We start from the raw sequence: 17,320 nt of genomic DNA, 5'->3' as shown, positions 1-17,320 counted from the left end.
AGAAGAATGCGAGGACAGACATTTAAACAAGGGGCACAAGCGGCGGTGCCAACGGCTCTGGGCTATATTGGGATTGGTCTAGCCTGCGGCATCATGGCGGCGCCCTATATGAATCCCTTGGAGATGGGACTGATGAGTATTCTGGTTTATGCAGGCAGTGCCCAGTTTGCCATGATTGGTTTATTTGCCCAGCAGGCGCCGGTCTTGGCCATCGCACTGACTGTTTTTCTTATTAATATCCGGCATCTTTTGCTCTGTCTGCATGCATCAACTCTTTTTCGTAAGTCTAGCTTGATGCAGAATATTGTCATTGGCTCTTTTTTGACGGATGAATCTTATGGAGTCTTGATGGGAGAGCGGGCACATATAGAGGAAATCGCTGCTAGCTGGATGATGGGTAACAATTTCATGAGTTATACTGCTTGGATTTTGGGGTCTATTTTGGGAACTGCCCTCGGTGCCCTTCTGCCCAATCCTGAGAGCTTCGGCCTGGACTTTGCCCTAGTCGCCATGTTTATTGGCATTTTCTCTTCTCAGTTTACAATCATGCTGCGACGGGTCAAGATAAAGAAGCTCTTTTTCGTCTTGGGCGTGGTGGGCCTTGCCTACTTAGTCCTAACTATGCTGCTTCAAAATTCGCTGGTGGTGCTTTTTGCAACCTTGCTAGGCTGTACAGTGGGGGTGCTTTTGGATGATAAGTAAATATATTTTGCTAGCTATTCTTTTGTCAGCCCTGGTCACTTGGATTCCGCGGGTTTTGTCCTTTATCCTAGTCAAATACAAGGGGCTTCCGCTCATGGTAGAGCGTTTCCTCAAATATCTGCCAGTTTCCATTATCTTTGCCCTTATTTTATCCAGTGTCACCAATGCTAAAATAAGTCAGTTGCCGAGCTTTAAATGGCTGGATTTAATGGCCGTTTTTCCGACTAGCTATGTGGCTTTTAAGTATAAGAACTTAATTACAACTGTTGTATTTGGTGTAGTCTTGGTGGCCTTGCTGCGCTATCTGGCGGGATTTCTTGGCTTGTAAAGAAGATACAAGACAGATTGAATCGGTCGACTCGGTCTTTTTTTTGCTAAATTCCAAGAATTATCTGAAAATATAATATTTTATGCTATAATGGAACCAATCAAAATTATGGAGGTTCGGAAATGGCAGAAGCAGGTCATAAATTTTTAGCAAAATTAGGAAAGAAACGGCTTCGTCCCGGTGGTAAGCTGGCAACCGACTGGCTGATTGAGCAGGGGCAGTTTTCCAGCGATAAGAAAGTTCTAGAGGTTGCCTGCAATATGGGGACCACAACAATCGAGCTGGCTAAAACATATGGCTGCCAGATTAATGCGGTTGATTTGGATAAGGCTGCGCTGAATCAAGCTAAACTTGCCAGCGATAAGGCTGGTGTTGGTGAGCTCGTCACATTTGAGCAGGCTAATGCCATGAAGCTGCCTTATGATGACAATTCTTTTGATATTGTTATCAATGAAGCCATGCTGACCATGCAGACGGAGAAGGGAAAAGCCAAATGTATGAATGAGTACTACCGGGTGCTGAAGCCAGGCGGAGTGCTCCTTACCCACGATGTTATGCTCAAACAAAGAGATGAGAATGTCCGGGAAGAGCTATCTCGTGCGATTAATGTCAATGTGGGGCCTCTGACAGAAGGTTCTTGGATTCAGCTGGCACGTTCTCATGCTTTTGACCGTGTAGACACCTTTGTCGGCGAAATGACTTTGTTGAGTCTTCGAGGTATGATTTATGACGAAGGACTGGGCGGCACACTGAAAATCTGCTTCAATGCCCTTAAAAAAGAAAACTACGGCCAGTTTATGAAGATGTTTAAGATGTTCCAAAAGAATCAAGAAAAACTGGGCTTTATTGCTATGGTTTCTCGCAAATAAATACTAGCCGCTTTGGAAACTCTAAGGCGGTTAAAAAAATTTCTAAAAAAGCTTGACCCTGACCTTAGGTCAGGGCTTATACTATAGTGGTAAGGAGGTCTATCATGTACCATATCAAAGAAGCTGCGCAGCTTTCGGGAGTCTCTGTCAAAACCCTGCATCATTACGACAAAATCGGACTTTTAGTACCCGCCAAATCAGAAAATGGCTATCGGACATACAGCCAAGATGATTTAGAGCGGTTGCAGGTTATCCTTTACTATAAGTATCTGGGTTTTTCTTTGGAGAAAATAGCAGAGCTGCTGACTCAGGATGATCAGGCCTTATTGCCTCATCTGATTAGGCAGTTAGAGTATTTGCAGCAGGAAAGAGACCGCTTGGATACCTTGATTTCCACCTTGCAAAAAACCATCCAAGATGAAAAGGGAGAAAGAAAGATGACAATGAAAGAAAAATTCGCAGGTTTTACCTACGAAGACAATCACAAATACCATCAAGGTGCTGTCGAAGAATACGGTCAAGAAGTCATGTCAGAAGCATTGGCTCGTCAAAATGGACGGGAAGAAGAATCTGCCGCAGCCTTCAATCAAGTTTTTCAAAGTCTGGCAGAGAATATGCAACAAGGCTTGCCGATTGAAGCAGCAGAAAATCAAGAGCAGGCAGCGCGTCTCTTACAAGCCATTCGCACTTACGGTTTTGACTGCTCACTGCAAGTCTTTGCCCAAATCGGTCAGGGCTATGTCCACAATCCAGAATTCAAGAAGAATATCGATCAATTTGGATCAGGAACTGCCCAGTACACAGCAGATGTGATTGCTGCTTATGTTCGGACAAATGCGAAATAAATAGGCTAGGAATTTCCTAGCCTATTTATTTCTACTTCAAGTCATAAAGCCAGTCATCACCGTCTTTATAGTAAAAGAATTCACTTAAATCGTCTTCTAAAAAAATACGCAGCATATCAGACATGTCACTTGTTGCCAGCTTTAAATGGGACAGATTTTTAAAATCTTCCCACCAGACCTTTCCTTCGTCTGAGGATTGCAGCACACCGGAATAGTGCTTTGTCTTGTAGAGCAGGACGACATAACGAAAATCTTTATCATCATACCAATTCTTTATGCCACAAAGTTGAGGATTGAATATGGTTAATCCAGTTTCTTCTTTGATTTCTCTGATAACTGCATCGGTAAAAGATTCTCCGCGCTCTACATGCCCGCCAGGAAAAGTGATGCCGGGCCAGTCAGACTTGACTCGTTCTTGTACGAGAACTTTTTCTCCGTCATAAATCATGCACATGTTGACGAATTCTACATTTTCTAGTCGATTCATTTGCTTATTCCTTTTGTTTGACCTGAATGGATAAATATGAGTCATCACTCATAATGCAAGCTTCCTGCCACCCAGCCGGTGCAGAGGGCAGATGTGATGTTGAAGCCGCCCGTGTGGGCATTGATGTCTAGGACCTCTCCAGCAAAGTGGAGGCCGGGAACGAGTTTGCTTTCTAGAGTTTTGGGATTGATTTCTTTGAGGCTGACGCCGCCCTTGGTTACAAAGGACTTGGCCAGGGACATTTTGCCAGTGACAGGGATGGGCAGTTCTTTGATTTGTTTGATGAGGGCTTCTTTTTCACTGAGATTGAGTTGTTTGACTTTCTCAGGAAAGGGCTGGGCAAAAAAGTCTGCCATTCGCTCGGGCAGGAGGATTTTCAGGCAGTTCTTCAGAGATTTTTCCCGATGATCTTCTAAAAAGTCCGCCAGATCCTGCTGACTCATCTGAGGAAGGACATCCAGAAAGATGGTTTCTCCACCCTTGATAAAGCTAGACAAGCGCAGAGCTGCCGGACCTGATAGGCCAAAGTGGGTAAAGAGCAAGTCGTGGGTGATGACATGCTTGCCATAGCTGAGGGTCACATCGTCCAGCGAAATCCCCTGAAGCGCTTTGTGAGGAAAGTCAGTCAGAAGAGGACTTTCAGCAGCTTCCAGGTCAGTCACCGTGTGCTTGAAGTGTCGGGCAATATCGTGACCAAAGCCTGTCGAGCCTGTTGAAGGGTAGGACTTACCACCAGTCGTCACAATCAATTTCTGGCAGGTCCAAGTCTGGTCGCTGGATCTGACGGTGAAAAGCTCATCAGTTTTTTTGACGGAGACGATTTCGGTATTGGTGATGACAGTGCCACCCAGCTCTGCAATTTTCTTTTCCAAAGCTTCGATGATGGTGCGGGACTTGTCTGTCGCAGGGAAAACACGTCCGTGGTCTTCAACCTTGAGTTTGACGCCGTTCTCTGTAAAAAAGTTGATGATATCATGGTTATCAAACTGAGAAAAGACACTGTAAAGAAAGCGCCCGTTGCCAGGAATACCGGCCATGAGGTCATCTAGGTTTCCATTATTGGTCACATTGCAGCGGCCACCACCTGTACCAGCTAGTTTCTTGCCCAATCGTTTATTTTTCTCAAGGAGCAGGGTCTTCTGTCCGTAGAAAGAACTGGAAATGGCAGCCATCATGCCAGCCGGTCCTCCTCCGATGATGATTGTGTCGAAATGCTTCATTTGTGATTTCCTTTCAGAGATAAGTTTGGCTAAGACTATGTTGAGTTTTTTATCAGCTACTATTATCTAGGAGTTAGCCATTGCTTACCTGTTTATTTTGGCTGTGGTATCTTATTCGTTTTTAAGTCACTTAATCTGTCTCATTGTATCACAAAAAGGGGGTGAAAAGATAGGAGTCAGGCTCAAAAAATATTGTGAAATTTGACAGTTAAGGCTTGATATGATAAGATTTAGGTATCTACAAACTAGAAAAAGTTTTTGAGGAAATTATGGCAATTGAAAAGACAGTCAGCGAGTTAGCCGAGATTCTTGGAGTTAGCCGCCAGGCGATTAACAATCGTGTCAAGGCACTGCCGCCAGAAGATACGGAAAAGAATGAAAAAGGAGTCACGGTGGTGACCCGCAGCGGCTTGATTAAGCTGGAAGAGATTTATAAGAAAACTATTTTTGAAGATGAACCTGTTAGCGAAGATGTGAAGCAACGCGAGCTGATGGAAATCTTGGTGGACGAAAAAAATGCTGAGATTGTGCGTCTCTATGAACAGCTTAAAGCCAAGGATAGCCAGCTGGCTAAGAAAGATGAGCAGTTGCGCATCAAGGATGTCCAGATTGCTGAAAAGGACAAGCAGCTGGACCAGCAGCAGCAGCTGACAGCTAAGGCTATGAATGAGCGTGAAACCTTGCTGTTGGAGTTGGATGAAGCCAAGGAAAAGGTGCAGGAGCAGGAAAGCAAGGGCTTCTGGGCACGTTTATTTGGAAAATAAAAATAAGGTTGGGACATCTGTCTCAACCTTGTTTTAAATAAGAATCGCTTTTTAGCAAGTTTTGTATCGTTCACAAATAAAGGAGGAAAATGAAATCACAAAGACTGGGACTTTTACGTCTCTATCGTAATCTTGATAAAATTCTGTTGCTCTTTTTCACAGTCTTTATGCTCATGGAGCTGGCCTGGGTGCCTTTCAACTCCTTTGTAGCAGAGACTCTGCTCAAGCAGACAGGATACCTCTTCTTATCTTATACGAATGCCCTAAAGGTTCTGACTTCAAATGTCTGGGTTGGCTTAGCCTTTCTAGCGCTTTTTGCGGCCAATCTCTTTATCGCTTATTTTCAGATTGGACTGATATTTATGGGGCTCCGCAATCTTCTGGACGAGGAAGAACGCAGCGCCTTTCAGTTTATTAAGAAAAGTTTCAAAGACAGCGGCTCGCTGATTCGCTACGCCCGACCCAGCAAGGTCCTCTTTATTGCACTGTATATGGGCTTTATCTTTCCCTTTCTGCGGCAAATTCTCAAAATCTACTACTTAAATAAAATTCTGATTCCAGAATTTATCGTGACCTATCTCAAGACGGCCTTATGGATGAAATTATCAATCTATGCTTTAGGTTTTCTGCTTTTTTTGATAGCTGTCCGACTAATGTTTGCCCTGCCCAAGCTCTTTTTTGAGCATTTCCGCCTACGAGACGCGATTCGGTATAGTTTGGAGAAGACCAAGGGGCACTTGATTCGCTATACTTGGCAGCTCTTTTGGATACTGGCCAAGAGCTTTCTCTTCTTTCTTTTAAGCAGCATTCCGATTTTAGTGTTGCAGCAGTATGCGGATGGCCAGTCCAATCAGATAGCCTTGACAGCAGCGGTTGTCAATTACTGCCTCATCAAGCTGGCTTATTACTTCATGGTAGCCTACTTTCTGATTAAGTTTGTGGCTTTTCTGACAGACAGCAGACTGTCTGAGTATCGCTACAGGAAAGGCTTGCCTCTCATGCGCTGGTTTATCCTTTTGGTCACTAGTTCTGTCTTTGCCCTTGAAGGATTTGTCTATCTCAATCTGCCCTTGGAAAACGTCCCTCTGACCATCTCGCATCGTGGCGTTTCGCAGGGAAATGGTGTCCAGAATACGGTTGAGTCGCTAGAGAAAACCGCCCTGCTCAAGCCAGATTATATCGAAATGGATGTACAGGAGACCAAGGATGGCCAGTTTGTCATGATGCACGATGCCAATCTAAAAGCCTTGGCCGGCGTCGATGCCAGACCGCAAGAGCTGACTCTGCAAGAGCTGACGGCTTTAGATATTTCAGAAAATGGACACACTGCCAAAATTTCCAGTTTTGATGCTTATCTCAAACGAGCCAATCAGATGGGCCAGAGACTCTTGATAGAAATCAAGACCAGCAGCTTGGACTCAGACGATATGATGGACCGTTTCCTTAGCCAATACGGAGCCAACATCAAGGTTTATGGCCATCAGATTCAGTCTTTGGATTATCAGGTTATTGACAAGACAGTCCAGTATGATGAGAGCATACCGACCTTCTTTATCCTGCCCTACAATACTATTTTCCCACGGACACAGGCTTCTGGCTATACGATGGAGTACTCGACCCTCGATGAAAACTTTGTCGATAAGCTTTGGACGACGGATAAGCAACTCTATGACTGGACCATCAATGATGCAGACAGCATTGGCAAATCCTTCCGCTTGGGTGTTGACGGCATGATTACCGACGATTTGGAGCTGGTGCAGAGCTCTATCAAGGAACTGCAAAACAATCCCGATTATGCCCTACTTTTGATGAGTAAGGCAGCGGATTTACTTAATTTTGTGTAGTGGACTGGTGAGGAAACGACTATAAATCAAAAAAAGACTGAGAATTCTCAGTCCTTTTTGCTGGTTCGAATATCTCTTAACTTATGTTTAGTTAAGTTGAGAGATTATTTACCTTGCTTAAAATGGCAATTTACCTGCAAAAGCGCCCATTTTCTTCTGAGTGGCCTCATCAATCTGAGCCAGCGCGTGATTCAGGGCCTGCGCAGTCATTTCTGACAGAGTTTCCAAATCTTCAGGATCCACAACGGCTGGATTGAAGTCAATGCTGACTACTTTTTTATCGCCTGTCAGTTTAGCAACGACTAAGTCTTGAGCTGATTTGCCGGTAAATTCTGTTGCAGCTAGTTCTGCCTGTCCTTTTTCCATTTGTTTTTGAAGCTTTTGTGCTTGCTTCATCATGCTTTGCATGTTCATCATAAGATTTTCTTTCCTTTCTCTCGCAAGGGCTAAGCCCTTGGTAATCTTCACTCTTCAAATTATATCATTTTTTGGAAAAGTGGCAAGAAGAAGATTTCTAAGAGGTTTGACAAAAATTTAGCCTTTATAGTAGAATGGTCATGAATCTATATACCAAGGAGAAGAAAACTTGAAAAACAAGAAGATAAAAGCTTTGCTGTTAGTAGTGCTCTCATCCCTCTTCATCCTAATTGGCTGCAGTGGCAGTCCCAAAATTCAGGGAAAATGGAATGTACAGGATGCTAGCGGTGAACAAAAGACCATTGAAATAAAAGACAAGACCATTATTGTCAACGAAGAAGAGTATGAGTATACTCAAAATGCAGTTGGTTTTAAGAATGGAGTGAGTTATTACGGCCTGACTCGGAAAGATAATGGCGGAACATTTTCTATCGTCTTTCCTGAGAAAGATAAAAACATTGCTATTATGCTAATTCCTGACTCAGACGATGACTATCTCACAGGCAGTATGCTCTTTGCTATGAACCGCAAGGAAAAGCCAGATTATAAAAAATATGCAGAGGAATATCTCAATCTACAATAAGAGAAAAGCCCTTAGAAACTTCTGTTCTTAGGACTTTGTCTTCAATCTGAAGCGCTGAATTTCAGCGCCTTTTTCTTTTATTAATGTGATGTCATAGTCGGCAAATCCAGACTAGACTTCTCCAAATCTACCGTCAGCTCATAGTCAGTCTTATCACGAACGGTATGCTCAAAGTCTGTAGTGTAGAGGACGAGGCGCAGTTGGTCGCCTTTTTTCATCTTATAGATGGTTGGTTGCAGTTCAAAGGAAAATTCTAGCCATTGGTCAGGAGTGACTTCTTCGACGCTCAGTAGATTGGTTCGATTTTGCAAATTGAGAAAACCTTTGGTGATGACGCGATGGGGCGTTTCGGCAAAGGGCAGTTCAACCAGATTGTCCAGCATATAGTAGCGGCCGTTGTCCATGACTCTAGGTTCAATAGGCGTAGGAATTGGTGTGTGTCGCTTAGCTAGTCCGAAGTCCAGCAATTGAGCAGAAATCAATCCCTTATCGGTGCTGGATTTGAGGCGAAGATTGAGCTGGGTCGCTCCGTTGAGAAAGAGGTCCTTTTCCAAGGTCCAGTCCAGAGTAATCTGGTTGACCTTACCTTCAAAAAGCTCAGTCTTAAAGCTTTGGTAATTTTTAGCAAAGCGATTATAGTCTTCTTCTGGGTATTGATTTTTGATAGATTGGCAGTCTTGGCCTAGTTGGAAATGAAGTTTCTGCTCTTGTCCACCGAAGTCTTCCAAGGTCAGCCAGTTTTGAGCTTGGCTGTTGTCCTGCCAGATGACTGCTGGCAGTTCGAAGTTTGATTCATATCCCAGCAGTTTTTTGCTCAGCAGAGCATTGATAGACTCACGGAAGTCGATGGACTGCCAGTTGTTCATGTAAACATGGGCACCGTTATGGAAGAAAAGATGCTTTTTGATGTGGGGCGGTAAGGCCCGAAACATATTATAGACATGGAGAGGCTTGACATTCCAGTCTTGAGAGCCATGGGTGAAGACGACTTCAGCCTTGACCTTATCTGCATGGAGCAGGTAGTTGCGGTCATGCCAAAATTGATTGTAATCTCCGGTTTGCCGGTCTAGGTCTTTGCGCTGCTGCTCTAGGCTTCTCTGATAAGCCTCGTTGTTGCGCAGGTAGTCACCAGCTCTCAGATTGCGGGAGTAGGTCAGTTCGGTCAGGGATTCAAAATCCTCTCCTGGATAGCCGCCAGGGCTTGTGACAAGGCCGTTTTCGCGGTAGTAGTTGTACCAAGAAGAAATCCCAGCTTCGGCGATGATGACTTCCAATCCGTCTACGCCAGTCGTAGCCAGCCCGTTGGACATAGTGCCTAGATAGGAGATACCGGTCGTAGCCACTTTTCCGTTGGACCAACTAGCCTTGATTTCCCGCTGGCGTGTGTGGTCGGTGAAGGCTCTGCAGCGGCCGTTTAGCCAATCGATAACGTTCTTATAGGCTTCGATCTGCTGATAGTCGCCGCTGGTCATCAGTCCTTCAGAGTCTTTAGTTCCTACGCCAGACACATAGAGATTGGCAAAGCCACGGGGCAGCAAGTAATCATTGAGCGTGTAGGTGCCGATATGACCTAATTTTTCCTCGGCTTCAGAGACTTCTTGGGCAGGAGCCGGTGAATCCAGTTGGAGCAATTTAAGCTCAGGATCTTGTACTGTGATTTGATGGGGTTCTTTTTTTGCTAAGTCCACATTCATATCGTGAAGCGACTTGTTGCTGGCGGGGTCGTTGGTTCCTTGATGATAAGGAGAGGCAGTCATGACGGCCGGAATTTTCCCTTGGTAACGAGGACGGATAATGCTGACCTTGATGAGGTCCGGACGACCGTCTTGATCAGTATCCACGCGTGATTCTACGTAAACCACCTCTCGGATGGCGTCGTGGCTGGAAAAGGTTGCCAGGCTCTTACCGTTGAAGTAGTGGTGGGTATTGTCCTCAGGAATCAACCCCTCGCTGACTAGCTTATCAACTAAGAGGTTACCATTTTTTGTCCGAGTGTTGAGCAGCTGGTAGAGATTTTCCAACAAGTCTCCAAATGTAATGGGAAAGCCCGTTTCTTTGCGAAAGGCCTCAACATCTGTAAAATCAATAAAGGGCGAGAACTCAAGCAGCTGAAAGGCCACAGTGTAAAAAACAGACGCCGTCAGTTCTCTGTCAGACTGGAAAAAGCTCAGCAGGTCTGTTTGGCTGTCAGCAGCCCAGGATTTCAAGGGATAATCTGTATTTTTATAAGTGAAAAAGCTGGTGCGGAGAAAATCTTCAAGATTTTCCTTATCAGAGCGATTGCTGTCATAAAAAAAGCCTAATTCAGCTAATTCTATCAACATATTTTCCCGTTTCGTTTTTGCATAACTATACTGATTAAAACGCATATTCTTCCCTCTTTTTCTTATTTTTATAAAAAATGACCTTTACATTATCCATTATACTTGATAAAATAGACTTTGTCTAAAAAATATTTAAGGAGTATCACTAAATGGATTTCGAATGGGTCGTTAAATACGCCACAGAATTTTTAGGAACAGCTATCCTCATTGTCTTGGGGAACGGAGCTGTTGCCAACGTTGAATTAAAAGGAACTAAGGGACATCAGAGCGGTTGGTTAGTCATCGCTGTCGGATACGGCATGGGGGTTATGATTCCAGCTTTGATGTTTGGTAATGTGTCCGGTAACCATATCAACCCTGCCTTTACTTTGGGACTGGCTGTCAGCGGTTATTTCCCTTGGGCACAGGTTGCGCCATACATTGCAGCGCAGATTTTGGGAGCTATCTTCGGACAGGCCTTGGTCGTTGCGACCCACCGTCCTTACTATCTGAAAACTGAAAATCCTAACAATATCTTAGGTACTTTCTCTACCATCTCTAGCTTAGACCATGGCACACCTGAATCACGCAAAGCAGCCTTGTTCAATGGTTTTATCAATGAATTTGTTGGTTCTTTTGTTCTTTTCTTTGCTGCTCTAGGCTTGACAAAACTTCATTTTGGTGCAGAGCTAAAATCAATTATTGAGTCAAATGTTCAGCAACAAGCTTTACAAGCGGCTCAAGTTGGTCAAAAAATAGCAGAAGCTGATTTGGATAAGGCGGTGCATAATACCTTTGCTCAAGCAACCAATGCTTCATCAGCAGTCGCTCACTTGGCACTTGGTTTCTTGGTAATGGCTTTGGTAACCTCACTGGGAGGCCCTACTGGACCAGGACTGAACCCAGCTCGTGACCTCGGACCTCGTATCCTCCACTTCATCCTGCCAGAATCTGTTTTGGGCAAACACAAGGGTGATTCAAAATGGTGGTATTCTTGGGTTCCAGTTGTGGCACCGATTCTTGCAGGTATCACAGCGGTTCTCTTGTTTAAAACAATCTACGGATAAGCACATAAAATCAGAGTTGGGGGGATTTCCTCAACTCTTTTTTCGAACGACAGAGAAGGTAAAGATGCAGATGCAAGTTTGGCAATTTTATATTTATTTCACTGTCTCTAAGGGGCATTGCTCAGACCGTTTACCAATAAATCCAAGGCCTTCTTGTTTTAAAAATTGTTTATTTGCGCATAATTTCTTGTCAAAAAGATGAAAATCCATTACAATAAAATGGTTTGGAGGAATTATGAGCGCGAATCATATTATTAGAATTATCCCTGTATTAAAGATCAATAATCGTCATTTAAATCAAGAATTTTTCGTAAATCAGCTGGGCATGAAGGCCCTTTTAGAGGAAGCTGCTTTTCTGTCCTTGGGTGATCAGACTAAGACAGAGAAACTGCAGTTGGAAGAATCACCCAGTATGCGGTCGCGGCGAGTAAAAGGTCCTAAAAAATTAGCCAGAATCGTTGTCAAGGTTGCAGATGCTAAAGAAATCGAGTCTCTATTGGCCCAAAAGCCTGCTTGGACTAAGCTGTATCAAGGAGAGAAAGGCTATGCTTTTGAAGCTCTGTCACCAGAGGGTGACCTAGTTCTCCTGCATGCAGAAGAGAATAGAACAAATCTTCAAGAAGTGGCGGAGGCGCCTGAATTTGAAAAGCAAGAGGACTTCATCGGTCTTAGTCAATTTGAGATAGAGACAGTAGAAATTCGTGTGCCTGATGCCAATGCAGCCCAAGAATTTTACAGCAAGATTGAAAATGCGCTGGATTTCCTGACCTTTGCAGAAGCAGAGGGACAAGACTTGCAGGCAGACAATGCCCTAACTTGGGACTTGACTATGCTCAAAGCTCAAGTCAATCGTTTAGAAACCGCTGCGCTGCGTCCTATCTTTGAAGGACACGAGGTCTTTGTACCTAAGTCAGATAAGTTCCTGCTGAGTCAGGATTTTAGTAAGATTGAATTGTGGTTTGAAGCATGACTCTAGAAAACATCATCAGTAAAATCAAAGAACAGCTAAAAGACGGTATCTATCCCGGTGCTAGTCTGGCCTTGTATCAAGCTGGCCAGTGGCAGGAATTCTACTTTGGTCTAGCTGATCCGCAAGAAGGAAAGGCCACTCAAGCGGGTTTGGTCTATGACCTGGCTAGCGTCAGCAAGGTGGTCGGAGTTGGTACTCTGGCAGCCTTTTTGTATGAGCAGGGCAAGCTGGAACTGGATTTGCCCTTACAGCATTATTATCCGGCCTTTCATCAAGAAGATGTGACCTTGCGTCAGCTCTTGACCCACACATCAGGACTAGATCCCTTTATTCCTAATCGTGAACAGCTGACAGCTCCCAAGTTGAAAGAAGCACTCAATCATTTGACAGTGCTTGAAGATAAGACCTTTCGCTATACGGATGTGAATTTTCTGCTCTTGGGTTTTATGCTGGAAGAGATCTTCGGTCAGGCCTTGGATCAGATTTTTCAAAGTCAGATTTTCCAGCCTTGGGGTTTGACTGAGACAGGTTTTGGGCCAGTTCCAGGAGCTGTGCCGACCGTTCGCGGTGTCAAGGATGGTCAGGTTCATGATCCCAAGGCGCGTGTTCTAGGCATCCATTCTGGTAGTGCTGGCTTATTTTCAAGTCTCAGGGATTTGGAAATATTTCTGGAACATTATCTGCAGGATGACTTTGCGGCCAATCTGACCCAGAATTTTTCCAAAGAGCCTGGCAAAAGACGCAGTCTAGCTTGGAATCTGGAGGGCAGCTGGCTGGATCACACTGGCTACACAGGAACCTTTATCATGTATAATCGTAAGGAGCAAAAGGCGGCTATTTTCCTATCCAACCGGACCTATGAAAAAGACGAGCGGGCTCAATGGATCTTAGACCGTAACCAGCTGATGGACCTGATAAGAAGAGAACTTTAAAAGACTCCGGCTGCAAGCCCCGGAGTTTTATCGTGTCTGCCTATATAAATATCGGTCTTTAGCCCCAGTGATTTTCTCTCAATAAAAATCGCTTTTTTTGCCAAAGTATATTAAAATAAGATAGAGAGAATCTACAGACAAGAGAAGAATATGACAAAAGAAATCGGTGTCGGCAAGGCACATAGTAAAATTATTTTAATGGGAGAGCATTCGGTGGTCTACGGCTATCCGGCCATTTCCCTGCCTCTTAATCGCATTGAAGTGACCTGTCAGGTCTTTCCGTCTGAGCGGGCCTGGACCCTCTATGCTGAGGATACGCTGTCTATGGCTGTTTTTGCCTGTCTAGAACATCTCGGTCGGCAAGGGGCTAAGATTCGCTGTCAGGTGGAGTCCATGGTCCCTGAGAAGAGGGGAATGGGGTCTTCAGCCGCGGTTAGTATTGCAGCTATTCGGGCGGTCTTTGACTACTTTGAGGAAGAGCTGGATGACCAGACACTGGAGATTCTAGCCAATCGGGCTGAGATGATTGCCCATATGAATCCCAGCGGGCTTGATGCCAAGACCTGCCTTAGCGATGTAGCTATTAAGTTCATCCGCAATTTCGGTTTCAGCGAGATTGAGCTAAATCTGGATGCCTTTTTAGTCATTGCAGATACTGGTATTCACGGTCATACCCGCGAAGCCATCCGTGCTGTAGAAAGTCAGGGTCAAAAGGCTTTGCCTTTGCTGCAGGAATTGGGGAATTTAACGAAAATCCTTGAGAAGGCTATTTCTATCAAGGACCTGATGACAATGGGGCAAGCTATGACCAAGGCTCATGAGAAGTTAGACAAGCTAGGAGTGTCTTGCCAGAAAGCGGATGAGTTGGTAGCGGTAGCTCTTGAAAATGGAGCTTTGGGTGCTAAAATGAGTGGCGGCGGTCTGGGTGGCTGTGTCATTGCTCTTGTAGGAGAAAAAAATCAGGCGGAGGCCTTAGCCGCCTTACTGAGAGAGAAAGGGGCCATTAACACATGGATCGAAAGCCTGTAAGTGTCAAATCCTATGCCAATATTGCAATTGTCAAATATTGGGGGAAGAAAGATGCAGAAAAGATGATTCCGTCTACCAGCAGTATCTCGCTGACACTGGAAAATATGTATACCGAGACGCAGCTGAGTCCTTTGCCGGATTCAGCGACTGGAGATGAGTTTTATATTGACGGTCAGCTGCAAAGCCCGGCAGAACATGCCAAAATCAGTAAGATTATTGACCGTTTCCGCTCTCCAGAAGATGGTTTTGTCCGCGTTGATACCAGCAATAATATGCCAACTGCAGCAGGGCTGTCTTCCAGCTCTAGCGGTCTATCTGCTCTAGTCAAGGCCTGCAATGCTTATTTTCAGACGGGCTATCAGACGCAAGAGCTGGCTCAGTTGGCCAAGTTTGCTTCAGGGTCCTCTGCTCGGTCTTTCTTTGGTCCGCTAGCGGCCTGGGATAAGGACAGTGGGGTCATTTATCCAGTCAAGACGGATTTGAAGCTAGCCATGATTATGTTGGTTCTGCACGATGAGAAAAAGCCCATTTCCAGCCGCGACGGTATGGAGCTCTGTGCTAAAACTTCCACGATTTTCCCAGATTGGATTACCCAGTCTGCCTTGGATTATCAGGCTATGCTGGGTTATTTACGGGACAATGATTTTGTCAAGGTGGGCCAGCTGACGGAAGAAAATGCTCTTCGGATGCATGCCACGACAGAGAAAGCTTATCCGCCCTTTTCTTATCTGACAGAGGAGTCTTACCAAGCTATGGATGCTGTCAGAAAGCTGCGGGAGCAGGGCGAGCGTTGCTACTTTACCATGGACGCGGGACCAAATGTCAAGGTGCTCTGCTTGGAGGAAGACCTAGACCATCTGGTGGCTATTTTTGAGAAGGACTACCGGCTTATCGTCTCCAAAACAAAGGACTTGTCAGATGAAGGCTAGTGCAAGAGTCCAAACCTGCGGCAAGCTCTATCTGGCGGGTGAATATGCAGTGCTGACGGCCGGTCAGCCAGCCATTATCAAGGCCATCCCAATCTATATGACGGGAGAAATCCAGACAGCGCCTGACTATCACTTGACATCAGATATGTTTGAACACAGCTCTAACCTAGAGCCAGATCCTGATTATGCCTTGATTCAGGAGACGATAGGAGTTATGAACACTTATTTATTGATCTTAGGCTTCCAACTTCAGCCTTTTTCTCTAAAGATTAGTGGCAAGATGGAGAGAAAAGGCAAGAAGTTCGGGATTGGCTCCAGCGGTAGTGTTGTTATTCTGACCATCAAGGCCATGGCAGCCCTTTATGAGCTGGACTTAGAGCCAGAGCTACTCTTTAAGCTGGCTTCTTACGTTCTCCTCAAGCGCGGGGACAATGGTTCCATGGGAGATCTAGCCTGCATTGCTTATGAAGACCTGATTTACTACCGATCTTTTGATAGAGAGCTGGTCCGCAAGCGTATGGACAAAGTTGATTTACAGCAATTACTAGCAGAGGATTGGGGTTTTGAAATTCGCAGTATTAAGCCTTGCTTAGCCATGGATTTTCTAGTTGGTTGGACCAAGCAGCCGGCTATCTCTAAGGACTTGGTCAATCAGGTCAAGTCAGCTATTTCAGAGTCCTTTTTGACAGGCAGTAGGACGCAGGTTGATGCTTTGGAGAGAGCTTTATTAGCAGGAGAGCAGCCCGTTATTCAGTCCAGTTTGGAAAAGGCTAGTCAGCTATTAGAAACACTCAGTCCGGTTATTTATACAGACAGGCTGAAAGTCTTAAAAGAAGCGGCAGAGGGACTGAACTGTGTGGCTAAGAGCAGTGGTGCCGGCGGTGGTGACTGCGGGATTGCTCTCAGCTTTGATGCCGCATCTAGCAAGCAACTAATTCAAGCCTGGCAAGAAGCTGGCATTGAGCTATTATACAGAGAAAGGATGGGTCATGATGAGCCAGAATCGTAAGGACGACCATATCAAATACGCTTTAGAGCAGCGTCCGGGTTACAACAGTTTTGATGAAATGGAATTGGTTCACCGTTCTCTGCCCAAGTATGATTTGGCAGAGATTGACCTATCTACTCACTTTGCAGGCCGTGACTGGGAGTTTCCTTTTTACATCAATGCCATGACTGGCGGCAGCCACAAAGGCGGTCAGATTAATGAAAAGTTGGCTCAAGTAGCTGAAAGTTGTGGCCTTCTTTTTGTGACTGGCTCTTACAGCGCGGCCTTGAAGAATCCTTCTGATCCTTCCTATCAGGTGGCGACTGGTCGGCCTAATTTATTGCTGGCTACCAATATCGGCTTGGACAAGCCTTATCAAGCCGCCCAGCAGGCAGTAGCTGATTTGCATCCCCTCTTTTTGCAGGTCCATGTCAATCTCATGCAGGAATTGCTGATGCCAGAGGGCGAGCGGGAGTTTCGCTCTTGGCGCCAGCACTTGACTGATTATAGTCAGCGACTGGATATTCCCCTAATTCTTAAAGAAGTTGGCTTTGGCATGGATCGCTCTACTGTCGAAGAAGCGCGCTCCTTGGGGATTCAGACTTTTGATATTTCCGGCCGGGGCGGCACTAGCTTTGCTTATATTGAAAATCAGCGGGGTGGCAATCGTGACTACCTCAATGATTGGGGACAATCTACTCTGCAAAGCCTGCTAGCTCTTCAACCACTTCGCGATGAGGTTGAACTCTTGGCTAGTGGAGGTGTCCGCCATCCTTTAGACATAATCAAAGCTCTGGTCTTAGGAGCCAAGTCGGTTGGCCTCTCTCGTGCCATGCTGGACTTGGTGGAAAATCACTCTGTGGAAGAGGTTATTGATATTGTAGAGGGCTGGAAATCAGATCTGCGCCTCATCATGTGCGCCCTGTCCTGCCGAAACTTGCAAGAATTAAAGAGTGTACCCTATCTACTCTACGGTCGGCTAAAAGAAGCTCATGAACAGATTCAATAAATAGCATAAAGTCATACAAAAAAGGCCATCAATG

General features: G+C 45.2%; 18 protein-coding genes. 14 read left to right on the top strand and 4 right to left on the bottom strand.

Going from position 1 to position 17,320, the window contains the following annotated elements:
* Positions 1-6 precede the first annotated feature (6 nt).
* The 4 genes from J1C81_RS10140 (at position 7) to J1C81_RS10125 (ending at position 2,744) form a co-directional block, all read left to right on the top strand.
* Positions 7-702 carry an AzlC family ABC transporter permease gene (locus J1C81_RS10140; RefSeq protein WP_002916069.1) on the top strand — a complete coding sequence of 232 codons (696 nt, stop codon included), beginning with the start codon at positions 7-9 and terminating at the stop codon, positions 700-702.
* Complete coding sequence (locus tag J1C81_RS10135) at positions 692-1,030, top strand: AzlD domain-containing protein (protein ID WP_002916068.1); 339 nt, start codon at positions 692-694, stop codon at positions 1,028-1,030. The genes J1C81_RS10140 and J1C81_RS10135 overlap by 11 nt, the downstream gene beginning before the upstream one ends.
* A 122-nt stretch (positions 1,031-1,152) precedes the next feature.
* Positions 1,153-1,899: a class I SAM-dependent methyltransferase gene (locus tag J1C81_RS10130; protein WP_002916067.1), complete on the top strand. Its 747-nt coding sequence runs from the start codon at positions 1,153-1,155 to the stop codon at positions 1,897-1,899.
* A gap of 104 nt (positions 1,900-2,003) precedes the next feature.
* Positions 2,004-2,744, top strand: coding sequence for a MerR family transcriptional regulator (locus J1C81_RS10125; protein ID WP_002916066.1), 741 nt, complete (start codon positions 2,004-2,006; stop codon positions 2,742-2,744).
* 31 nt (positions 2,745-2,775) lie between these two features.
* Here the strand turns inward: J1C81_RS10125 and J1C81_RS10120 are convergent, their stop codons facing one another.
* Together J1C81_RS10120 and J1C81_RS10115 are read right to left on the bottom strand one after the other, a co-directional pair.
* Positions 2,776-3,231: an 8-oxo-dGTP diphosphatase gene (locus J1C81_RS10120; protein WP_032909774.1), complete on the bottom strand. Its 456-nt coding sequence runs from the start codon at positions 3,229-3,231 to the stop codon at positions 2,776-2,778.
* Between the two features lie 44 nt (positions 3,232-3,275).
* On the bottom strand, positions 3,276-4,451 hold the full coding sequence (locus tag J1C81_RS10115; protein WP_002916062.1) for an NAD(P)/FAD-dependent oxidoreductase: 1,176 nt from the start codon (positions 4,449-4,451) through the stop codon (positions 3,276-3,278).
* Positions 4,452-4,720: 269 nt separating this feature from the next.
* Here J1C81_RS10115 and J1C81_RS10110 point away from each other — a divergent pair, with 269 nt between their 5' ends.
* Positions 4,721-5,215: a DUF536 domain-containing protein gene (locus tag J1C81_RS10110; protein ID WP_002896624.1), complete on the top strand. Its 495-nt coding sequence runs from the start codon at positions 4,721-4,723 to the stop codon at positions 5,213-5,215.
* An 89-nt stretch (positions 5,216-5,304) separates the two neighbouring features.
* Complete coding sequence (locus J1C81_RS10105) at positions 5,305-7,059, top strand: glycerophosphoryl diester phosphodiesterase membrane domain-containing protein (protein WP_002916059.1); 1,755 nt, start codon at positions 5,305-5,307, stop codon at positions 7,057-7,059.
* 117 nt (positions 7,060-7,176) lie between these two features.
* Here J1C81_RS10105 and J1C81_RS10100 read toward each other — a convergent pair whose 3' ends face one another.
* Positions 7,177-7,476 carry a YbaB/EbfC family nucleoid-associated protein gene (locus J1C81_RS10100; protein ID WP_032906355.1) on the bottom strand — a complete coding sequence of 100 codons (300 nt, stop codon included), beginning with the start codon at positions 7,474-7,476 and terminating at the stop codon, positions 7,177-7,179.
* A gap of 169 nt (positions 7,477-7,645) precedes the next feature.
* On the opposite strand from J1C81_RS10100, the gene J1C81_RS10095 reads away from it, so the two are divergent.
* Positions 7,646-8,059 carry a hypothetical protein gene (locus J1C81_RS10095; protein WP_002896620.1) on the top strand — a complete coding sequence of 138 codons (414 nt, stop codon included), beginning with the start codon at positions 7,646-7,648 and terminating at the stop codon, positions 8,057-8,059.
* A gap of 80 nt (positions 8,060-8,139) precedes the next feature.
* On the opposite strand, the gene J1C81_RS10090 is transcribed toward J1C81_RS10095, so the two are convergent.
* On the bottom strand, positions 8,140-10,428 hold the full coding sequence (locus tag J1C81_RS10090; RefSeq protein WP_002916054.1) for a Xaa-Pro dipeptidyl-peptidase: 2,289 nt from the start codon (positions 10,426-10,428) through the stop codon (positions 8,140-8,142).
* A 104-nt stretch (positions 10,429-10,532) separates the two neighbouring features.
* On the opposite strand from J1C81_RS10090, the gene gla reads away from it, so the two are divergent.
* From gla to fni, 7 genes are all read left to right on the top strand, one after another.
* Positions 10,533-11,429, top strand: coding sequence for an aquaglyceroporin Gla (gla, locus tag J1C81_RS10085; RefSeq protein WP_002916053.1), 897 nt, complete (start codon positions 10,533-10,535; stop codon positions 11,427-11,429).
* A 235-nt stretch (positions 11,430-11,664) separates the two neighbouring features.
* Positions 11,665-12,399 (top strand): CppA N-terminal domain-containing protein, encoded by a 735-nt coding sequence (locus J1C81_RS10080; protein WP_002916051.1) that lies wholly within the window; start codon positions 11,665-11,667, stop codon positions 12,397-12,399.
* The gene (locus J1C81_RS10075) at positions 12,396-13,331 is read left to right on the top strand and encodes a serine hydrolase domain-containing protein (protein WP_002916049.1); all 936 of its coding nucleotides are present in this window, start codon (positions 12,396-12,398) and stop codon (positions 13,329-13,331) included. The genes J1C81_RS10080 and J1C81_RS10075 overlap by 4 nt, the downstream gene beginning before the upstream one ends.
* Positions 13,332-13,481: 150 nt before the next feature.
* Entirely contained in the window at positions 13,482-14,360 is an 879-nt protein-coding gene (gene mvk, locus J1C81_RS10070) for a mevalonate kinase (RefSeq protein ID WP_002916046.1), read from the top strand.
* Entirely contained in the window at positions 14,342-15,289 is a 948-nt protein-coding gene (gene mvaD, locus J1C81_RS10065) for a diphosphomevalonate decarboxylase (protein WP_002916045.1), read from the top strand. The genes mvk and mvaD overlap by 19 nt, the downstream gene beginning before the upstream one ends.
* Positions 15,279-16,298: a phosphomevalonate kinase gene (locus tag J1C81_RS10060; RefSeq protein ID WP_002916044.1), complete on the top strand. Its 1,020-nt coding sequence runs from the start codon at positions 15,279-15,281 to the stop codon at positions 16,296-16,298. The genes mvaD and J1C81_RS10060 overlap by 11 nt, the downstream gene beginning before the upstream one ends.
* A complete protein-coding gene (fni, locus tag J1C81_RS10055) occupies positions 16,279-17,286 on the top strand; it encodes a type 2 isopentenyl-diphosphate Delta-isomerase (RefSeq protein WP_002916043.1) in 1,008 nt (335 codons plus the stop codon). The genes J1C81_RS10060 and fni overlap by 20 nt, the downstream gene beginning before the upstream one ends.
* The last annotated feature ends 34 nt before the right edge of the window (positions 17,287-17,320 follow it).

It is taken from the genome of Streptococcus sanguinis (assembly GCF_050225395.1).
Lineage (GTDB): Bacteria > Bacillota > Bacilli > Lactobacillales > Streptococcaceae > Streptococcus.
Note: the sequence above shows the minus strand (reverse complement) of the source record. Positions and strands in the feature narration are given on the sequence as shown.

Bases quoted from the DNA above. Each gene is read 5' to 3' on its own strand.
- J1C81_RS10090 (WP_002916054.1), bottom strand. From the start codon at position 10,428: ATGCGTTTTAATCAGTATAGTTATGCAAAAACGAAACGGGAAAATATG.
- fni (WP_002916043.1), top strand. From the start codon at position 16,279: ATGATGAGCCAGAATCGTAAGGACGACCATATCAAATACGCTTTAGAG.
- J1C81_RS10080 (WP_002916051.1), top strand. From the start codon at position 11,665: ATGAGCGCGAATCATATTATTAGAATTATCCCTGTATTAAAGATCAAT.
- J1C81_RS10060 (WP_002916044.1), top strand. From the start codon at position 15,279: ATGAAGGCTAGTGCAAGAGTCCAAACCTGCGGCAAGCTCTATCTGGCG.
- gla (WP_002916053.1), top strand. From the start codon at position 10,533: ATGGATTTCGAATGGGTCGTTAAATACGCCACAGAATTTTTAGGAACA.
- J1C81_RS10130 (WP_002916067.1), top strand. From the start codon at position 1,153: ATGGCAGAAGCAGGTCATAAATTTTTAGCAAAATTAGGAAAGAAACGG.
- J1C81_RS10110 (WP_002896624.1), top strand. From the start codon at position 4,721: ATGGCAATTGAAAAGACAGTCAGCGAGTTAGCCGAGATTCTTGGAGTT.
- mvk (WP_002916046.1), top strand. From the start codon at position 13,482: ATGACAAAAGAAATCGGTGTCGGCAAGGCACATAGTAAAATTATTTTA.
- J1C81_RS10075 (WP_002916049.1), top strand. From the start codon at position 12,396: ATGACTCTAGAAAACATCATCAGTAAAATCAAAGAACAGCTAAAAGAC.
- J1C81_RS10140 (WP_002916069.1), top strand. From the start codon at position 7: ATGCGAGGACAGACATTTAAACAAGGGGCACAAGCGGCGGTGCCAACG.
- J1C81_RS10120 (WP_032909774.1), bottom strand. From the start codon at position 3,231: ATGAATCGACTAGAAAATGTAGAATTCGTCAACATGTGCATGATTTAT.
- J1C81_RS10135 (WP_002916068.1), top strand. From the start codon at position 692: ATGATAAGTAAATATATTTTGCTAGCTATTCTTTTGTCAGCCCTGGTC.
- J1C81_RS10115 (WP_002916062.1), bottom strand. From the start codon at position 4,451: ATGAAGCATTTCGACACAATCATCATCGGAGGAGGACCGGCTGGCATG.
- J1C81_RS10125 (WP_002916066.1), top strand. From the start codon at position 2,004: ATGTACCATATCAAAGAAGCTGCGCAGCTTTCGGGAGTCTCTGTCAAA.
- J1C81_RS10100 (WP_032906355.1), bottom strand. From the start codon at position 7,476: ATGATGAACATGCAAAGCATGATGAAGCAAGCACAAAAGCTTCAAAAA.
- mvaD (WP_002916045.1), top strand. From the start codon at position 14,342: ATGGATCGAAAGCCTGTAAGTGTCAAATCCTATGCCAATATTGCAATT.
- J1C81_RS10105 (WP_002916059.1), top strand. From the start codon at position 5,305: ATGAAATCACAAAGACTGGGACTTTTACGTCTCTATCGTAATCTTGAT.